This window comes from Mariniphaga anaerophila, from assembly GCF_900129025.1.
Lineage (GTDB): Bacteria > Bacteroidota > Bacteroidia > Bacteroidales > Prolixibacteraceae > Mariniphaga > Mariniphaga anaerophila.
Genome location: NZ_FQUM01000001.1, coordinates 766,499 through 784,807 on the forward strand (window position 1 = coordinate 766,499; position 18,309 = coordinate 784,807).

Annotated in this window: 15 protein-coding genes; all 15 read right to left on the reverse strand. The window is 39.8% G+C overall.

Translation table 11 applies throughout. The features are described 5' to 3' along the window. Positions 1–74: 74 nt before the first annotated feature. The 15 genes from BUB08_RS03090 to BUB08_RS03155 all read right to left on the reverse strand — a co-directional run bounded on the left by BUB08_RS03090 (position 75) and on the right by BUB08_RS03155 (position 18,308). On the reverse strand, positions 75–1,547 hold the full coding sequence (locus BUB08_RS03090; protein ID WP_072998755.1) for a Gfo/Idh/MocA family protein: 1,473 nt from the start codon (positions 1,545–1,547) through the stop codon (positions 75–77). A 100-nt stretch (positions 1,548–1,647) separates the two neighbouring features. Beyond that, positions 1,648–2,379, reverse strand: coding sequence for a 3-keto-disaccharide hydrolase (locus tag BUB08_RS03095; RefSeq protein ID WP_072998756.1), 732 nt, complete (start codon positions 2,377–2,379; stop codon positions 1,648–1,650). Between the two features lie 186 nt (positions 2,380–2,565). Continuing rightward, positions 2,566–4,050, reverse strand: a complete 1,485-nt coding sequence (locus BUB08_RS03100; protein ID WP_072998758.1) for a Gfo/Idh/MocA family oxidoreductase — start codon at positions 4,048–4,050, stop codon at positions 2,566–2,568. Between the two features lie 448 nt (positions 4,051–4,498). Next, positions 4,499–6,097: a glycoside hydrolase gene (locus tag BUB08_RS03105; RefSeq protein ID WP_072998759.1), complete on the reverse strand. Its 1,599-nt coding sequence runs from the start codon at positions 6,095–6,097 to the stop codon at positions 4,499–4,501. 13 nt (positions 6,098–6,110) lie between these two features. Next, positions 6,111–7,901 (reverse strand): MGH1-like glycoside hydrolase domain-containing protein, encoded by a 1,791-nt coding sequence (locus tag BUB08_RS03110; protein ID WP_175549931.1) that lies wholly within the window; start codon positions 7,899–7,901, stop codon positions 6,111–6,113. Positions 7,902–8,067: 166 nt separating this feature from the next. Beyond that, positions 8,068–8,772 carry a 3-keto-disaccharide hydrolase gene (locus BUB08_RS03115; protein WP_072998763.1) on the reverse strand — a complete coding sequence of 235 codons (705 nt, stop codon included), beginning with the start codon at positions 8,770–8,772 and terminating at the stop codon, positions 8,068–8,070. 11 nt (positions 8,773–8,783) lie between these two features. Further along, positions 8,784–9,182, reverse strand: coding sequence for a hypothetical protein (locus BUB08_RS03120; protein ID WP_072998765.1), 399 nt, complete (start codon positions 9,180–9,182; stop codon positions 8,784–8,786). Then, complete coding sequence (locus tag BUB08_RS03125) at positions 9,179–9,526, reverse strand: hypothetical protein (protein WP_072998767.1); 348 nt, start codon at positions 9,524–9,526, stop codon at positions 9,179–9,181. The genes BUB08_RS03120 and BUB08_RS03125 overlap by 4 nt, the downstream gene beginning before the upstream one ends. A 52-nt stretch (positions 9,527–9,578) precedes the next feature. After that, positions 9,579–10,340 carry a 3-keto-disaccharide hydrolase gene (locus tag BUB08_RS03130; protein ID WP_072998769.1) on the reverse strand — a complete coding sequence of 254 codons (762 nt, stop codon included), beginning with the start codon at positions 10,338–10,340 and terminating at the stop codon, positions 9,579–9,581. Positions 10,341–10,376: 36 nt separating this feature from the next. Further along, a complete protein-coding gene (locus tag BUB08_RS03135) occupies positions 10,377–13,841 on the reverse strand; it encodes a family 78 glycoside hydrolase catalytic domain (protein WP_175549932.1) in 3,465 nt (1,154 codons plus the stop codon). Positions 13,842–14,054: 213 nt separating this feature from the next. Then, positions 14,055–14,675, reverse strand: a complete 621-nt coding sequence (locus BUB08_RS03140; RefSeq protein ID WP_217651534.1) for a beta/alpha barrel domain-containing protein — start codon at positions 14,673–14,675, stop codon at positions 14,055–14,057. Next, entirely contained in the window at positions 14,624–14,995 is a 372-nt protein-coding gene (locus BUB08_RS20490; RefSeq protein WP_217651535.1) for a dihydrodipicolinate synthase family protein, read from the reverse strand. The genes BUB08_RS03140 and BUB08_RS20490 overlap by 52 nt, the downstream gene beginning before the upstream one ends. A gap of 7 nt (positions 14,996–15,002) precedes the next feature. Further along, positions 15,003–16,157, reverse strand: coding sequence for a sialidase family protein (locus BUB08_RS03145; RefSeq protein WP_217651536.1), 1,155 nt, complete (start codon positions 16,155–16,157; stop codon positions 15,003–15,005). Between the two features lie 110 nt (positions 16,158–16,267). After that, a complete protein-coding gene (locus BUB08_RS20755) occupies positions 16,268–16,465 on the reverse strand; it encodes a uroporphyrinogen decarboxylase family protein (RefSeq protein ID WP_072998773.1) in 198 nt (65 codons plus the stop codon). Between the two features lie 304 nt (positions 16,466–16,769). Beyond that, positions 16,770–18,308, reverse strand: coding sequence for a RagB/SusD family nutrient uptake outer membrane protein (locus BUB08_RS03155; RefSeq protein ID WP_083570540.1), 1,539 nt, complete (start codon positions 18,306–18,308; stop codon positions 16,770–16,772). Position 18,309: the final 1 nt, after the last annotated feature.

Below are 18,309 nucleotides of genomic sequence, written 5' to 3' on the forward strand. Positions count from 1 at the left end.
TTATTTTTCGTCCTTGTGCTCGTTGCACACAACAACAATAAAATAGCCCGAAGGCTATTTTATTATAAATGAACTTAAACCGGCATATCCGGCAATTTCCAACCGTTGCGATATGTATGTTTTATTAACTCTTCTGCAAACTTCTGAGCATTTACAGGATCGGTATCCTTGTTGTTCCAGGTTGGATGGCCATTATGGATACTGAAGTCATCCTTAAGCCTGAATTTTAATTCTTCGTTGGCACCAATGTTTGTAAACCTCATATTTTTACCATCCCAATTAAGTTCTTTCTTAAGTCCCTGTAGTCGTACTGCCAACACACCCATTACCACCATTTCATTAAAAGGCCCGGCTGCACTGAAGTCTGATATTGGTTTTACCCTGTTTTCAGGTGATTCTTTACAGGCCCTAATCCAGTCCTGTTGATGCGACACCTCTACGCGACGAAGCTTTGCCGGAGCTTTAGGCACTCTTCCCGAAGCTAAAACAGGCTCCCCTCCATGACTTCCGTGAACCATTATATCTTTTGTTCCATAAAAAATGGTACAGTTAGAAAGGTCTTTGCCGTCAAATCCTTCAGGGCGGGGAGGTGTAAGTCCTCCGTCGTACCAGTTTACCTTAACTTCAGGTAATTTTAATTTATCTTTCTTACCCCTCTCAGGGAAGGTATAAATTACTTTCTCAGCTGTTGGGCAGGCATCGGCCATTACAGTTGTTGAAGTTCCCTGTACTTTTGTAGGGTATTCTAATTGTAATCCTTCAAATACGGTATGTAAAATATGGCAAGCCATATCGCCAAGTGCGCCTGTACCATAATCCCACCAGCCACGCCAATTCCAGGGATGATACACTTCGTTAAACGGACGCATTGCCGCAGGACCGGTAAACAAGTCCCAATCCAAAGTTTTAGGAACCAGATTTTCCTGTACAGGGCTATTTAAACCTTGTGGCCAGATTGGACGGTCAGAAGAGGCATCCACCCTTGTTACTTCACCAATCTCGTTATTCCATAACCAATCCACTGTCAGGTTCGTTCCAAGTACAGACGCTCCCTGGTTACCCATTTGTGTTGCCACCTGGTATTTTTCTGCCAGTTTGGTAAGTAATCGCGATTCGTAAACCGAATGTGTTAAGGGCTTTTGCACATAAACATGCTTCCCCATTGTAATCGCATTAGCTGCAATAATGGCGTGTGTATGGTCAGCCGTGGCTACTAATACAGCATCAAAATCTTTTCCCATTTCATCATACATTTTGCGCCAGTCTTTAAAGCGCCTGGCTTTGGGAAAATCGTTAAGTGTTTTTGCTGCATAAGACCAGTCAACATCGCACATGGCAACAAGGTTTTCCGTCGTCATCTTATTGATATCCTGACGTCCCATTCCACCAATACCAACACATGCAATGTTTAGTTTATCACTTGGGGCTTTGTGCCCCAAACCAGCTATAACATTACTGGGAAGAATTGTCACGCCTGCAGCAGTTACTGCAGTGGCTCCTAGGAACTTCCTTCTTGAAAACCTTTTTTCGTTTGAATTATCTTTCATACTTCTATTTTTTTGGGTGACTCATGTAATTTTCACAAAGGTTATTCTCTTGTGCAGAGAGCAAACTTACATGCCCGTTTCATGATTTAAATTCTATAATTTATAGTTCCAGTACTTTTATATTTCTGAAAGCAACTTCATTGCCGTGGTCCTGAAGTAAAAAGCGTCCTTCTTTCAACTCTCCAAAATTTGAGATATTATGGAATTTACTGTTTGCAACAGCATCTTTAAATGCCTTGCTTCCTCTCTCATATTCCAGCACTTTTTTTCCATTTAACCAGTGCTGTACAACCTTGTTTTTCGATACAATCCTTACTTTGTTCCAGCTACCTGGCTCAGCAGCACGAACCTTGCTTTGGTCTGCAGGAAAAATATCATAAGCAGCAGCCAGTGCAACCTTTATTCTATCTCCCTGATCTGAATTTTCTGTTTGAAATTCAATTCCAAGAGCCTCGCCTTTTCTATATTTAGTTTCCGAAACATAATATTTAATCCCACTGTTCGACTTGTGCTCTTTCACCATAAATTCAACGCGCAATTCAAAATCGCTGTACTTATTTAAGGTTACAATATCTCCACCTTTTCCACCTGCAAGGATGATAAACTTTCCGTCTTCAACAGCCCATCCATCTTTATTATCGGGGAAACCAGTCTTATTGGTAACAGCAGCACGCCATCCCTTGGTTGTTTTCCCATCGAATAGCAGCACCCATCCTTGTTTCTTTTCTTTCTTTGTAAGTGTATTAGGCTCTTTTTTTGCATGTGCTGCCGAAGCACAGATTAAAACTACTAACAAGGTGTTGATTAGCTTTTTCAAATAATTTCTTTTCATCTTTTTAAAATTAGAACCAAGATTCAAGAATCAAGACACAAGATTTTCGGATTACTGGTTATTCAGACTTTGGGAATGTCTGAAAATCCAAATATCTCAGTATCTAAAAATCCATTCTTACTAAAATTCTTGAATCATAGCTGTTTCAATATTGTATAATTTATTACCGATTGATTGAATAACTATCTATGCCAACTTATAGAACTCCTCCCATCCTTTTCTTGGAGGAGTTCCCATAAGTAGCTCATTGGCCAGCTTGTTGTTGGTTATTTTTTTCTTCTTCCTATCAAAAATCAATTTCGTATTAAGCCTTTGTGCCATTGTTCCAAGGGTGAAAACCTGACTAAGTGGCCCTGCGACCTCAAATGGAGAAAGGCACTCCTCTTCACCTTTACAAGCCAATAAAAAGTTAGTGGCATGGTTGGTTGTACTCTTATGGTATTCAGGCAACTTCGAAGCCATATCACGGGCTTTATCCTCAGGAATAATCGATAATGTACTATCGTGCGTTGCCCCTTTAAAGGTCAGGTCTTTTCCATAAATAATCTTTCCTGCACCTATTTTGCTTACCTGCGCTTTCTGTCCATTTATGGTAGGTATGTTCGAGCTGGCCTGTACACCATCGCCATAACCTTCCGGAACCGGAGGATAATTATCCTGACCATCGTACCAAGTTACAGTTACCGGCGGTTTTTTGCCACGTTTCGGAAATTTAAAATCAATGGTAGAAGCCTGTGGATAGAACAATGGGTTATGCCCAACTATTTTAACTGGGTCAACTTCATAGGGTAATCCCAGCTCAAGGAATTGATGAAAACCATCCCAGATATGTGCACCCCAGTCGCCTAACGCGCCATTACCAAAGTCGTACCAACAACGCCACTGCCCGTTCACTAAATCTTTGTGGTAGTCATGATGCTCTGCTGTCATCAGCCAGGTATCCCAATCCATTGTTTCAGGTATGGGCTGCCCTTTCGGAAATTTAGTTATGCTCGTATCCCAGCCGTGCCAGCGGCGTTTACCATTCATATTAGCTGTAATCCTGGTTACATCTTTTATAATACCAGCTTCTACCCAGGCTTTAAACTGGTAGTAGTTATCCTTGCAGTGCCCCTGGTTACCCATCTGTGTAGCCACCTTAAACTTCTTAGCTGCCTTTATCAGTAATTCCGATTCATGGAAAGTTCTTGTCAATGGTTTTTCAACATATACATGTTTTCCCATCGACATGGCTAATATGGTAATCGGGAAATGCGAAAAATCAGGAGTTCCAACGGTAACCGCATCAATCTCCTTATCCATCTTGTCAAACATCTCCCTGAAATCCTTAAATCGTGGAAGTTTAGGGAATTCTTTCAGCTTTTTAAGAGTTTGAGGTCCCCCCATGTCAACATCGCATAGGGCAACAAAATTTGCATGGCCGGTTTTGTAAATATCCCCCATTAGTTCGCCACCACGGTGTCCGATTCCAACACAAGCCACATTTACCTTATCGCTGGGAGCAACTACTGCTTTTTGAATAAGTTGTCCTTTATTATCTTTTATTTCTTTTTTTGCAAAAAGAAAATGACTGGGAACAATGGTAATTGCCCCTATGGTTAAAGCACTTTCTTTAATAAATTTTCTACGGGAATTATCAATCCCGTTGCTTTTATTGTTTTTAACTTTCATTGTATTAAAATTATTTATGCTATAAAATTTCGTATGTATATTTTAGTCAATATATCTTCATAAAGCAGAATTTAATCACTTTAAAAGGTATACAATTAAGGAAGCTGATAGGACTAATTAAAAATGTTTGTTTTGAAGCTTATAAAGTCGTCATTGACTAACAATACTTTTTCTAAATTCAGGCCAACAGAGTTCTTAAGATTTGTTAGAAAAGTTCTTTTAAGATTAAAACATAATCGTGCTTCGGGTACACTCGTATTCAATAAATAAGAAAGTTGTTGTGACCCTAAAAAAATAATGTTGGTTTGGTTTCTCCAAAACTTTTAATGCTTAACTCTTTTGTAAAAGCTACATTATCTGTTGGAAATGAAACTGCCACTAATAGTTTTAGTGGCAGTTAACATTACTATAGATTATTATTTTATAATCACTCTGAATTGGCATTCTCTTACTTCAAGACAGTAACTACCGAACGTGCAGGTAGTCGCAGCTTATTGAGCTTTTGCGAAGTGAATCCCATATTTTGCTGTTTATCTGTAGTATAAGTATGTGCCTTTCTATTCTCGCCAAAATCCAATGTTATTTCTTTTTCTGACAAATTTGTGAGGACGTATACCAAGTCGCCATTTCCCGAATTTTTATATGCCGATGCAAGCAATCCGTTAACCGCTGACTGTTCTTCCGACAATTCGCATTTTACCCGAACCATACCCGGGCGTATAAATCGTGAATAATTTCCTATCGCCCACAGCAATTTGCTTTCACGTACTACTCCATCATATCGAAGGCTTTCTACATGGCCTCCCATTTTGCCGGTTTCGCCTTCCGAACCGTCATCCAGGTAAACCAGCCCATCTTTAAAATCCACTTGGGTTATTGCGGTCCACCACTGCCATGATTTGGCATTGGTTAGTACCATATCGTGATGCATAATCCTTGCCACATATAAGGCTGTCTCCATAGTCAGGTCACGTTTACCACCACTTGTAATTTCATCATTCTTCTGTAGAATGCAATATTCACTCATCCAGTAGCCCAAATCAGGATTGGCTTGTTTCAATGCACTATTAACAAGGCTTCTGCTTTCCACCTGATAATCGATAGGCCAAACAGATTGGTAACTGTGTGCAGAAATCGTTTTTTCTACATTGGGTAAGTTGCCAATGTAAAAGGGTGATTCTTTCCCAAAGAAAAACGCCGCCTGATTGTCGCGACCATGCAAAGGCATACCCAGGGTCTCCATATCAATGCTTGCATGTCCAATGGTTCCTGCCTCTCCAATAACGATTTGTGTTTCTAAATTTCGCGAAGACAATTCTTTTGATAGGTACAATACCAAGGCATGCATCTCCTCGTTTAAAGCCGGTGTACCTTCCTGGCTGTTGCCATCCCAATTCCATTGAGGTTCGTTAATTGGACTCAGGTAATCAAAAAATATCCCTTTGCTATTAAAATGATCCATTACATCGGCCATATACTTTACGTAATCATCCATTCGCCCTGGCTTCAGGTTCAAATGAATCTCTCCTTTGGGTGCAAATCCCTGTCCGTTTTTAGTATAGAATACAGGTGGCGAGTTGGTAAAAGCAAGCAGTTTCTCAACCCCACGGGCTTTCGCCGCATTCAAAAACCAACGCTGCCCCTCGTGCTTGCTCCAATCATACGATCCATCTTCGCTCAAAAAGCATTCTCCCCTGCGCCATGGATTTTCTTTACTCCCGATAAGGCTTGAATCACCTTGTTCCGCAGAACCAGCAGAAAGGTAAAAACGCCAGAGAGACAAGCCTATTCCTTTGGGGTTTCCCCGCTCATCAAACTCCTGGCTGAACAGCAAATCCGCTATATAATTTCGCTTTTCAATTGGCCAGTTCTTTCCTACAAACTGAGCACGCCAGGCATCTGAAGCCCCAAATCCATCAATTTCCTGGTATTCCACTTTAGGATTTGTTGTGATGTTAATTCTTATTTCGTCTTGACCATAAGTAAGGTTTCCTGATATAAACATCAAAAGAAACACTAGATATTGGGTATAATTTATCTGTTTCATTTATTTTATTTTTTTATTTATCTAATTCCATAATCTTTATCATGCCGAGTAGAGCTCCCCAATGATAGAAGTTATCACTGTCGCCAACATCATCACCTACCCCGGTTGTAGAATTATAGTTCTCAAAAATATGCTTGTCTTTGGTCCAGCTTTTTAACAAAAGGGCTTCCGATTTTTCAATAATATCCCTTTTGGCATCTGGGAGATCATAATTTCGTACGCCCCAGTACAGCAAGTAATTCATTGGAGCCCATATGCGTCCGCGCCAGTAAGTATTATCAGGAAATGCAGGGTCGTTCCTTGCAATGGATGGGATAATCCATTCTCCCCAAAACTCATCCGGATTATAAAAATGGTCTTTAATCATTCTTTCGGCCTGTTCCTGTGTTGCAACACCTGCAAGCAGGGGATAAAAATTTGTAGGGCTCAAGCGTTTACTGAACTCTTTGGTATCGGTTCTTTTATTCATAAAAATTCCCTCTTCTTCGTTCCATAGGGTTTTCAGGCTTTCGGCATACTTTTCTGTTCGCTTCTCTAATTCTCTTTTCTCTTTCTTCCTTCCTAAAATGTCAGCCATTTTAACCAATGCCTTGCAATCTGCAACATAAAGACTCATTAGCCCCACATCAGCCAGATTAATCAGTTCTGTATTCTCATCGTAGGGAATACCATCATACATGGGTGAATTATCAAGACCCGATTCCCACATGGCCTGTTGGTGGCCGTTGGTGGCGTAAATCGTACGTTCCATGCCCGGATATTTGTTGGAGCCCCAGCACAAGTATCCGTCCTTGTCCCTTTTTTGTTCCCACCAGCGGTTCCACTGCAGCAACAAATCAAATGTTTCTTCCAACAACCATTTCTCTTGGTATTTATTATACACTTCCATTGTAATAATGGAGCCAACCGGTGGTTGCGAACGGTCGCGACTTACATCGTTCCCTGCATAATGGTTGGGAACAAAACCAAGCTCGGCAATGGCTTTGGTGTTCTCTATTATATTTATATACGCCAGTTCTTTTGAACCTACTGAATACATGTGGGCAGCAAAGTAGTTATCCCAACAAAACAATACGTAGCCTCCCCTGTCTTTAGAACTCCAGATACGGCTTACCGGTGAAATTAAGCGATCGTTGGCGGGGTCGTATATCAAATTCCAGTTAATTACTGCCTGAAGTGCGCTCTTTACCTCTTTCAATTCAGGATTACCTTTGATGGAGGCAAGAGATTTCTGTTTCGCATTTTCAATGATTGATTGAATCTCTGCTTCCTCACGATCTTTACCGGTGGAAACGTAAACCGGTGATTCAAGGGCGTAAACCATACAGTCCTCATTATTCCTGGAATAGCTATCAAGCTGCATTTTTCCCCGTGTGTTTATGGTTATCCTTTTATCAGAGAAATAGGCATATAATTTACGCTGGGGCAATTTACCTGCATAAAAGCCATAATTGCGGTTCAACATTCCATTCTTTCCCCACAAAATTTCCGGATCTACAATGAGTTTACTATACTTTGTTTGCTCATCAAGTGGTGCAACCATAATTAGCTGGTCGTCCTCCACCGTAGCACTCTGAACTTTAATGTTTACCCCCTTCCATTGAATATTCAATTCGGTATATGAACCATCATAGGAATGAGATAATAACTCAATCTTTAAATCTGAACCTCGTTCCAACAAAGCCTTTTTGAGGTATTCACCAGAATTCTCATCCTTTAGTACCAGATTGATAGCAAGGCCATCGGGCAAATGTACATGAGACAAAACATTGTGTACATTCCAGGTATTCCACCCTTTAGCCATAGTATGCTGTAAGTTCCGGTAATTTTCAGAAGCCTTAAAATTGTTACCTTGCGAGAAACCGGTAAGACATATACTATATATCACAAAAAATAAAGTTATTCGTTTCATAAACTCTAATAAATTACAAGTTTTTAAGCCACTTTTTTAGAGGAGCTGTTACTATTTTTTATCGCTTCCTAATCCTGATATTCCGGTAAGCCACAGGACCATGATCACCCTGCAGCATCAATAATCCGGTTGGCTCTTCCAGGTTATCCAGTGAAGAACGTGTTGGTCCGGTAGCTTCAACATTTTTATGCACTACCTCACCGTTTAAAACAACCTTTTTAAACCTGGCATTTCGTTTCTTTTCTCCTTTTTTATTAAATCGGGGAGCCTTAAAATGAATATAATAAGTTTGCCATTCACCTGGATTCTTGCAGGCATTAATCAACGGAGGTATACCGTCATAACCTTTTTTTCCTTCCCTCTTTTCATCCCATCTTTCATAAATACCTCCGCAATCTCCGGAACCAACCTTTTCTTTGCCCGAGCTATCGAACACTTGTACCTCATACCTTCCCTGCAAATACACACCTGAATTGGAGCCTTTAGACAGCATAAACTCCAACTCCAGAATTATGTCACCATGAGGTTGTTTGGTAAACAAATGCTTTGTCACACCTTTCGTCCCATTAACAAAAACACCTTCTCCCTCAACAGCAAGAAGTTCTCTTTCGTTATCCGGATTTAATTTTGCATCACCTGCCTCAAACCAATCTCCCTTTGGATTTTTAAAATCATCAAACCCCTTTGGGTTATTCTGCGAATAACCACTATTTACAAATAATCCCATCAGCAATATTGCTGAAATAAATATCTTATATATCATTACATTTTAATTTATAATTCTGCTATCAAATCCTTGTATATTTTATCCCATGGTTCACGCTTAGGCCTATCAAGCATGGTATTTGCCAAAGTGTCATTAATAATACGTTCTGTCTTGGGATCCCACTTCAGTTCCTTGTTAAGTATCATGGAAATATTACCAAGGTGGGCAATAGTAATGGAACGATGCCCTACCTCAGCAGGAGCAATAGGTTCTTTACCGGATATAACACAATCAATGAAATTACGATAGTGATTATCACTTTTATACAAACGGATATCACTATCATCCAGCTTCACACCCTTCAGTTTATCAGAGAGTTTTAGGGTTCCACGATTCACCTGGGCCCAACAGCCGTCTTCTCCTTCAAAGCGAACGCCGTTATGATCCACATTAGAAGAAACAATCATTTTAAAGCCTTCTGCAAATTCTGCTTCAATATGATATTGATTGAAAAGTTAGCACGCCAGGCTCTTAATCTCCCTTCGGCACGGTCCTTCTCACTCGTTGGCGCCCCAAAATATTCCTCTATGGTATATCCCATTAGTTCAACAGAACTAACACCACTGGCAACCACATAATCCAATATACTTTCCAGGCTTTGAGCAGGCATATCACGAAAACTATAGGTAATTGTCCCCAACTGAACACCGTTAACTTTTGAAGATTCTGCTTTTTCTGTATTGGCAACAGAGATTAAACTCCAAAGTAATGTAACTGCAAGAAGCATTACCGTTTTTAAAACTTTTTTCATCTGTCTTTTTTTGTTTATTCATTTTTCTCGGGAAAAATCTTTTCCTCACAACTTAATTATGTTCCAGAATTTTAATATTGCGAAACCAAACATCGTCGCCATGATCCTGCAATCCGATAACACCTTTTTTCGGTACATTCACCCAATCGGGATTTAAACCCGGAAATTTTGAATCCGTCACCATGTCTTTCCAATCGTCAGTCCATAAGTGGTATTCAACAACTGTTTTACCATTTTGTCGATGCCAAACGCTGCCTTTATAAACCTCTATTTCAACTTGGTTCCATTCACCCACAGGTCGCGCATTTTGAGGTACTGCCGGTACCAAATCGTACAAGGAACCAGCCTGGCGGTTTCCGTCCTTTCCGGCACGTGCATCAGGATGCTTTACATTATCCAATACCTGCATTTCAGGGGCGGTTTTATATATTGGCCAGCCCGGGGTTTCTTTTCCCAAATAAAAAATACCCGAGTTTCCCCCTTTAGAGATTTTCCATTCCAGTTTTAAACGGAAATTTGAAAATTCTCTGGTTGTAATAATGTCTCCTCCATCTTTCGACACAGCTTCCCCCTGTCCTGAACCGGTAAAATGAAGTGTTCCATCAACGATTTGCCATCTCTCCGGGAAGTGGTCTTTGTTGTTTCCTTTCCAGCCATTGCTGGATTTTCCGTCAAACAACAACACCCAACCTTCTTCCTTTTCTGCTTTTGTTAAAGTATTTGGTTCTGCTGAACCTCCACCTATTTTTATACTTTTACACGAAATGGCAAAAACAGATGTAGCTGCCAATAATAATGTGCATACTCGTTTCATATGTTAAATTGTTTGTATTTTATTTAGTGTTTAACTCTATTTTATATCAGGGTAAATCCTGGACAAATCGATTAGCTCTTTACCGAACCCCGGACCTTCCCATCTTAATTCAAACTCTTTTCCAGCACCTGCCTGCATATATTCGATAATAATTGAATGCTTTCCGGGCTCTAACTTGATTTTTCCATGTTTTTCCACAGATCCATGTAGTCCATCATTATTCACCAGCAGTTTACCATCCAAGTACAATTTACCACCGTCATCTACTTTCAGAAAGAAAGTATATTCTCCGAATTGTGTAATATCCAGCAAGCCCTTAAAACGAATGGCAAAGTTGTGCTCACGGCTTGCTATTTTTTCAATATCAGGCACGGTTATTTTGCCTATTTTTACGGGTGTTAGCGCATCAAAATCGGGCAATAGTTTCCAGTTACCGTGGTAATATTCGTAATTAAAGTGGTTTGTTTCGGATTTATATACATTGAGTTTACTGCTGGCTAAATACCCGGGCTTTTCTCCTTCCACATACGACCGTGCTTTTACTACACACGATTCCTCTACCTGGAATGGTCCGGTATATGGTGTTAAATTTTCATCTGGTTCTGTTCCATCTAGTGTATAGTAAATTTTGGCACCTTCATTAGGCGACTCTATACTTACTTTTGAGTTACATTCAACATTTGTATTTAAAGGAGTAATTTTTGTAACCGGTATTATTTGGCTTTTTATTACATGGTCTTTACAAGCTGTTGCCTCGATATGGTAATCTCCCGAACCAACTTCAAACAATGCCCCTTCTGTAGTCATTCGTACAAACTTCATCCCTGCTGCCTTTGTGGCACGAACTCCACTTTCGGTAATAGCACGCTTGCTTGCTGCCGGAATATAAACCCGGGCCGTAGTATTTACCGGAACTGAAAAGTTCCAGCTAAACTTATCTCCATTTATTTTCCAATCACTAACAATAGTGCCATACATCGATTTGTAAGTACCTTTTGCTGAATTAAGCCCTTCTACCAGTTTTGGATTTAATATTATTTTCTTATATCCTGTTGTTCCGGGTTCAGGGCGAATACCGGCCAAATCATTGTACAACCATTGTTGAATGTGTCCAAGCATCAAGTGGTTCATGGATACCCTTTGATGTGCATCCCAATTTTCGGGAAGTGAAGTCCAACCACGTTCCACAAAAAACCCATAACTTCCCAAATCTTTTCTTTTGATAATATCATTCAAAACATCATGGCGCCCCATGCCCGAAAGAGCTTGTACCAGGTAAGTAAACCCTACATCACCGGCAGTTTGCTGATTGCCCCTTTCCTTAATATCCTTAATAATTATCTCTAATACATTTTGTTCCTTACCTTCAGGAACCATACCGCTAACCAAGGCCATTGAATTGGCAGTTTGCGGGCTTCCATAATTCGTATAACAATCTGTACCGTTAAAGTAAGTTTCATTGAATTTCAGTTTAATCTTCTCAGCAAGCTTTTCATATTTTGCTTTGTCATCTTGGTTTTTAATTACTCTTGCAGTTTTTGACACAATATCGGTACAGATGTAAAATGTGGCCATTGCCGACAGTTCAAAAGGGGTATAGCGGGAATACCATCCTTTATGCCCGTGTCCATAATCACACCAATCTCCCAATCCTGCGATAGGAATCAAGTCATTAGAAGTCTCATGCATATAATCAACAAAACTTCTCATCATGTTATAATTATCCTTTAAGATGCCATCATCTCCATATCGCATGTAAACCTGCCATGGAACAATAACTCCTGCGGCTCCCCACTCAGGGGTATAACCAAAACCGACTTCTTTCCAGTTGGCAAAGTTGGGTGCAACCGTATATATTGCCCCATTTTCATCCCGGGCATCATTTATATCATCGGTAACCTTATTGTAAAAACTGAGTATATCGTATTTAAAACCAATGGCGGGTTCCATGAGGTAAGTCTGTTCAAGCCACCCCAGTTTTTCACGATGTGGGCAATCGGTCAGTACATGTCCCATATTGCTTTTTACCGACCAATCGATTATTTTTTCAATGGCATTGATTGATGGGTCGGAACAGCTAAAAGTCCCCACAGTTTCAACATTGCTACGCACATGGCATGAAACTAAGGATTCCACAACGGGCAGACCTTTAGGGTTTGGGTATCCTTGCGGGACTGCACCGCTTACCTCCATGTAATGAAAACCGGTATAGGTAAACTGGGGCATCCATTCCTCAGTCTCACCACCTTTTAAAGTGTACTCCCAATAATTTGGGCTTCCCACACCTGCCTGGTTTACCCTGCCATCACCATCATTGGTCTGCGGGCTGTTGCCAAAACGTTGTTCCGCCGGTTTCAGTTTTACCACTTTGCCGGATTTTCCGCTTATTCTCAACTTTGGAATGCTCGAAGCATTTTGTCCGAAGTCGTATACAAACACGCCCGGCTCGGGCTCATCAATCTTTACCTGTTCAAATACTTCCATAACCTTTATTGGAGGAGACATACTTGCCCTTAGTTTCCCTCCCGGGCCTTTTGTTTGAGCAGCATTCAACCAGCCAGAATCTCTATAAGCCTTTTTTGCCCAACCTTCGGGGAGTTTACGTGCATCGTAATCGCTTCCACCTAAAATTGCACAATGCGTTATAGGGCCGTCGGTAACTTTCCACGATTCGTCAGAAATAATTGTTTCAGAAGAACCATCCGAATATTCAATCTCTGCCTGTAGAATTAATTTCAGGGGCGCGTTAACATCCACACCATGTATACGGCGGTCGCCATGGGTATTATAAAAGCCTTTCCCAAGCATCATTCCCAATACATTTTCTCCTTGTTCTAAAGTAGAAGTTACATCGAAAGTATTGTAGTAAACTTTTTTTTCGTAGGTCGACCAGGCCGGGTCAAGAAAATGGTCACCGGTTTTTGTGCCATTCACAAACAACTCGTATTGTCCCAAACCAGTAACGTGGATTAATGCACGTTTTACCGGTTTATTGAGCGGAAAACTTTTGCGGAAAATAGGTAGTCCTGTTTTTCCAAACCCGTTTTTTGTAGATGGATATTTTATCCATTGAGCTTTCCAGTCTTCTTTACTTGTTATCCCCATTGTCCAGCTTGCCGGTTCGCTCCACCCCGACTCTTTGCCGTCTCTGTCCCATAATTTTATCTTCCAGAAAGCCTGCGCACCGGAAGTTAAGGTAATTCCTTCATAGGGGATGTTGCTGGAATTTTCAGACATTACTTTACCTGAATTCCATAAGTCAGCCTTGTCTGCCTCCAGGTTCGACAAAGAACTGGATACAATTATCTGGTAGGCGGTCTGTACCTGCTCCCTTTGCTCCGATTCGGAATACCAACTCAAACGAGGATTCTGGTTATCTATACCAAAAGGATTGACTCTAAGCTCACAACGAAGGAACTTAGGGGTAATCCCCTGTTTTCCTGATTGAGTATTGACTGCAAAAAGTATAATGCAGCCAATTAGTAGATTTAGTATTTTCATGTTAAAATTGATATTTTGAAACGTTATACGTTCATCTTTTTTTAGCGAGTATCTATGGTCCTGCCAATCCTGGTTGAACACTATAGCCTGAATTAGGTAGCAAATCCGGGAGTGATGAAAACTGAAAATAATCATTATTTGCGAGTCCGTTATGGCTAAAAACGATCAGCAAAATGAAGGATAATAGAAGTCTCATTGAATAAACTTTTGTAACTAATTATTAATAAAAAATTCAGGGATAATATTTTTTGCCTTTACCCGGATAGGTTCAGCCAAATCTTCAGGAATTGATTTATAAGGCCAGCGTAATTTCGATCCCACATCAGCCCAACCGCCTACAATAGCCATAAACCTGTCGCAGGAATGGTTCGGATAATCATGTTTCAGAATAAACGGTTCGATAAGCTCTTTCATAAATATGTTTATTCTTTTCTCAAGTTCCAAAGCAGCCACTAAATCTTCATTTATCAGGTTGAACCATTTTTGTGCGGCAAAGGGATTGAGACATGCTACGTTTGAATATGCCCCGTTGGCACCGTTTTTTATGCCTGTTACCAGCCTATGCCCCGGGATAAAAACCGAAAGTCCTTCGCCGTATATTCTCATTTCCGAATACCATTTATCATCCCCGTTGGCATCAAAAACTTTAAGCCCTACAAGTGACGGAACGTATTTTTTTATATACGCCCAGTCTTTCGGAAAGAGTTGTTTTTTTGCATGAGGAGGATTGTATAAAACCAAGGGAATTCCAAATGCTTCCTCTTCCATTGTTTGCAGAAAAATTAAACTTTCTTCCAGTGTAACCGGAAACCAGTCGGGTAAAATAACTTGCACTGCCCCGGCCTTAAATGTCTAATCAACTTTAACCTTTCTAACGAAATTTGAGGACTCATGTGGCTTACCCCAACCTGAAAAGGGACACCCGCTTTTTCACACTTCAGTGCTAATAATTCATTCACTTTAAGAAACTCTTGTTCCGATTGCGAATAAAACTCACCTGCTGTCCCATTGGAATAAATACCGTTAGGACTGGAAGCAATCAAAATATCTATTTCATCATTTAATCTTTTATAATCAACAGAACCATCATTATTGGTAGCAAGAAGCAGGGTTGCCCAATTGCCATAAATTTCTTTGTTTTTCAATGTTTTCATATAAAAGCTAATCTCTGAGAAATTCTTTCCAATGTTTTCCTTCAGTTAACCAATTAAGGTTAAAGCAGGCAATTTTACCTCCACCATCACACTCATAAAGAAGGTAAATCATTCCTTCAGAAGGAGTACCTTTGCGACCTGCTGCCAGCGATGAATAGGCAAAACTACCCTCATCAACCAGTTTTTTTAAAGGCCAGGTTTTTCCACCATCAAAACTGACCCAGATTGTGCCACGCTTTCTCTCCGACCATCTTTTTTGAAACTCGAAATCCGCTACTCCTTCTTTTTTAGGCATATCTATATTACTAAAAAGAAGTATGTCATGTCCTTCAACGGACAATCTTACCAAGCCCCCCATTAAGCCATAAAAGCTGTGCTGGTTTCCATCAGGCAATACATCGCTAATTTTTGGATTTTCCCAAGTATGCCCACCATCCTTACTCATTGCAGTGTATCTCCAAAGCGGACTTTGACCGTCAGTTGATTTATGCCTGCGCGAATTATAATACAATGTACCATCTGAAAGTTCTTCAATAGCAGCTTCTCCTGTTCCGTAAATAGGAAAAGGTTCGCTGGGCTGCCAGGTTTTACCACCATCGTCGCTGTAAATGGCATTAGTATAGTGAAGATGCCAGAATTCAGTTCCGTTTCCACCTGCATATACCCTGCTGGGCCGGATTAAACGACCTTTGAAATCACCGTGTTGTAAAGTTATTCCATGTTCATTCATACACATAGAAGGGATGTTGCCCTTGCTGTCGCTGTGAATGGTTATCTCTTCCTCCATCCAGGTTTTCCCGTTGTCCTTACTGCGGAACATGTGCAGAGGTGCTGGAGGATGTGTGTCTTCTGTAAAAATGAGGATATCGCCTGATGCTTCATCAACAATAGCCCCGCCAGTGTTTAATCCAGGGCCGATTGGGATTTCAGAGCCCCAGGTTTTACCACCATCTTCGCTTCGGCGCACCCTAACATTATTCCAACCCCAAACTGCGATTAACGTTCCGTCTTTTGCGGTTACAATATTTGGTAAACGTTCGTTATTAAATATTTCTTGTACTTCAAAAAGAGACTGACCTTTGCTCCAATATGGATTTTCGTCTTGCATACAAGACAATAAGGTAGTCAGCAGAAAAATTCCTAATATTTTATTTATACTCATCTTTTGTTTGTTAAAAGAACTATCCAACAATTTTTTTTGAATAAATGCGGTTAAAAAAGGAGCAGGATAGTCCAGTTATTATGTATTTTATTTGCCTCTTGAGATGATCATTAATTTTGATACAGATGTGCCTCACTGAACATTGCCAGAATATTTTCAACCGAGACATCGCCCTCAAGCACATGTGAGGTTGATAATATGTACCCTGATTTATCTTTGAAATAATCAATGGTTTCACGAATTTTAAGTTTTACTTCTTCCGAAGTAGCATTAGGTAAAAATTGTTGGGTATCTATTCCACCGTGCAAACAAACTCTTATACAAAAGTATATCTGAAGATTTAAGTTTATTAGGAGAATTCATTCAAGATTAAGACATAATCGTCATTTTGGGCACATTCCTATTCTATAAATAAGAAAGTTATTGTGACCCGAAAAATTTAAGGTTTTTGGTTTGACCAAAACTTTTAATGCCTGGCTCTTTCTTAAAAAACCAGATTATCTGCTTTAATCTTTAATCTGAATTATTAAACAAAAAGAAATGAAACTGCCACTATAATTTTTAGTGGCAGTTAACATTATACTATAGATTATTCTTATACTTGATTTTTAATTAATATCCCGGATTCTGTACCAACTCTGAATTAATGTCTATTTCCGACTGAGGAATAGGCAATAACAGGCGATGTTCTGTTACGTTGTATGCAGTTTCTAACGGAGCAACTCCTTCAGGATAATAATATACTCCGGGATTATCTTTTATTCGTTGACCATAAGCATTCATTGTTTCTATGGCTTTTCCTGTTCTAACCAAGTCGTCCCATCTCTTATTTTCAAACGCAAGTTCTGTTCTGCGTTCCTTAGCTATTATTTCACGAAGTGCCCCCTGCTCTGTTTCAGTAACATTAGAAAGCCCAACCCTAGTTCTAACCTGGTTTAAATATTGTAAAGCTTCAGCCGGCTTATTCAATTCATTTGAAATTTCAGCTAAAAACAAAAGCACTTCGGCATAACGGTAAACTGGCCAGTTTGTCCCCACATCTTTAAAAGTAGTGTGAGGCGCATTATACTTATTACAATATGGTAAAGAGTCAACTTCATAAGAAAAAGGAAAATAAAGCTCTGTTGTACTAACATATCCAATATTAACTTCCAATCTTGGATCGTTTTCCTCGAAACAATTAATTAAATCCGGTGTTGCTGCATTACCTTTCCATCCTCCATTAGGTTGTCCATCAACTCCTGTTATCACAGCAGTATTCTTAATACGTGGTAAAAAGGTGTAAAAAAAGCTGTTCGAAAAACCTTCCGATGCTCCTTGTTTATATTGAATCTCAAAAATAGACTCTGCATTATTCTTATTGGTAATGCTAAAAACATCGGCATAATTATTCAATAGCTGATACCCGCTTATTTGTTTTAAAACTGTTTCAGCGTCAGCATAACGCTTCAGGTTCATATATACATCACCAAGCAATGTTTGTGCAGCCCCTTTTGAAACTCTACCCATGTTTTCATTACTCTTAGCGGGTAATAAGTTTATTGCCTCTTGAGTATCCGAAATAATCCTACTATAAACTTCTTCAGCTGATGCCCTTGTTAAAAAAGCATCAACATAAGTTTGAACAGGTGCTAAGAACATAGGTACTCCACCGTAATTCTTAACAAGATCGAAGTAGGCAAACGCCCTTAGAAACAATGCCTGCCCTATAAGTGAATTTTTCACACTACTATCAAATTCTACATCTTCAATTCGATATAAAACCTGATTTGCCCGATTTATAACCTGATAATTACTCTTATATTTGTTACGGGTAGCCCCATCTGTACTAATATCAATGAAATCTGCATATCTCTCATAATTCTCTGCCCCCCTATCTGAAGGATCAAAAACAAAATGAGTATTATCAGATCGCATTTCGCCTACTATCCAAGCATCACCGTAAACATCTCTTAAAGACGAATAAATAGCCGTTACGCCTTGTTCAAAGTCGGATTGCGTTTTAAAGAAAGCATCCGTAGCAATTGCGTCAGTTGGAAGTTTCTCAAGAAAGTCATCATTACACGAACTAAAAAATGCCATGACACAGAATAGTAAAACGATAAGTTTTATTCCTGATTTTTTATTTGTTTGCATTATATTGTATTTCATA

Excerpts from the sequence above, each read along its gene's own strand:
- BUB08_RS03135 (WP_175549932.1), bottom strand. The coding sequence starts at position 13,841 with ATGAAAATACTAAATCTACTAATTGGCTGCATTATACTTTTTGCAGTC.
- BUB08_RS20490 (WP_217651535.1), bottom strand. The coding sequence starts at position 14,995 with ATGAAAACATTGAAAAACAAAGAAATTTATGGCAATTGGGCAACCCTG.
- BUB08_RS03125 (WP_072998767.1), bottom strand. The coding sequence starts at position 9,526 with ATGAAAAAAGTTTTAAAAACGGTAATGCTTCTTGCAGTTACATTACTT.
- BUB08_RS03095 (WP_072998756.1), bottom strand. The coding sequence starts at position 2,379 with ATGAAAAGAAATTATTTGAAAAAGCTAATCAACACCTTGTTAGTAGTT.
- BUB08_RS03110 (WP_175549931.1), bottom strand. The coding sequence starts at position 7,901 with ATGGCTAAAGGGTGGAATACCTGGAATGTACACAATGTTTTGTCTCAT.
- BUB08_RS03145 (WP_217651536.1), bottom strand. The coding sequence starts at position 16,157 with ATGAGTATAAATAAAATATTAGGAATTTTTCTGCTGACTACCTTATTG.
- BUB08_RS03120 (WP_072998765.1), bottom strand. The coding sequence starts at position 9,182 with ATGATTGTTTCTTCTAATGTGGATCATAACGGCGTTCGCTTTGAAGGA.
- BUB08_RS03115 (WP_072998763.1), bottom strand. The coding sequence starts at position 8,772 with ATGATATATAAGATATTTATTTCAGCAATATTGCTGATGGGATTATTT.
- BUB08_RS03130 (WP_072998769.1), bottom strand. The coding sequence starts at position 10,340 with ATGAAACGAGTATGCACATTATTATTGGCAGCTACATCTGTTTTTGCC.
- BUB08_RS03090 (WP_072998755.1), bottom strand. The coding sequence starts at position 1,547 with ATGAAAGATAATTCAAACGAAAAAAGGTTTTCAAGAAGGAAGTTCCTA.
- BUB08_RS03100 (WP_072998758.1), bottom strand. The coding sequence starts at position 4,050 with ATGAAAGTTAAAAACAATAAAAGCAACGGGATTGATAATTCCCGTAGA.
- BUB08_RS03155 (WP_083570540.1), bottom strand. The coding sequence starts at position 18,308 with ATGAAATACAATATAATGCAAACAAATAAAAAATCAGGAATAAAACTT.
- BUB08_RS03105 (WP_072998759.1), bottom strand. The coding sequence starts at position 6,097 with ATGAAACAGATAAATTATACCCAATATCTAGTGTTTCTTTTGATGTTT.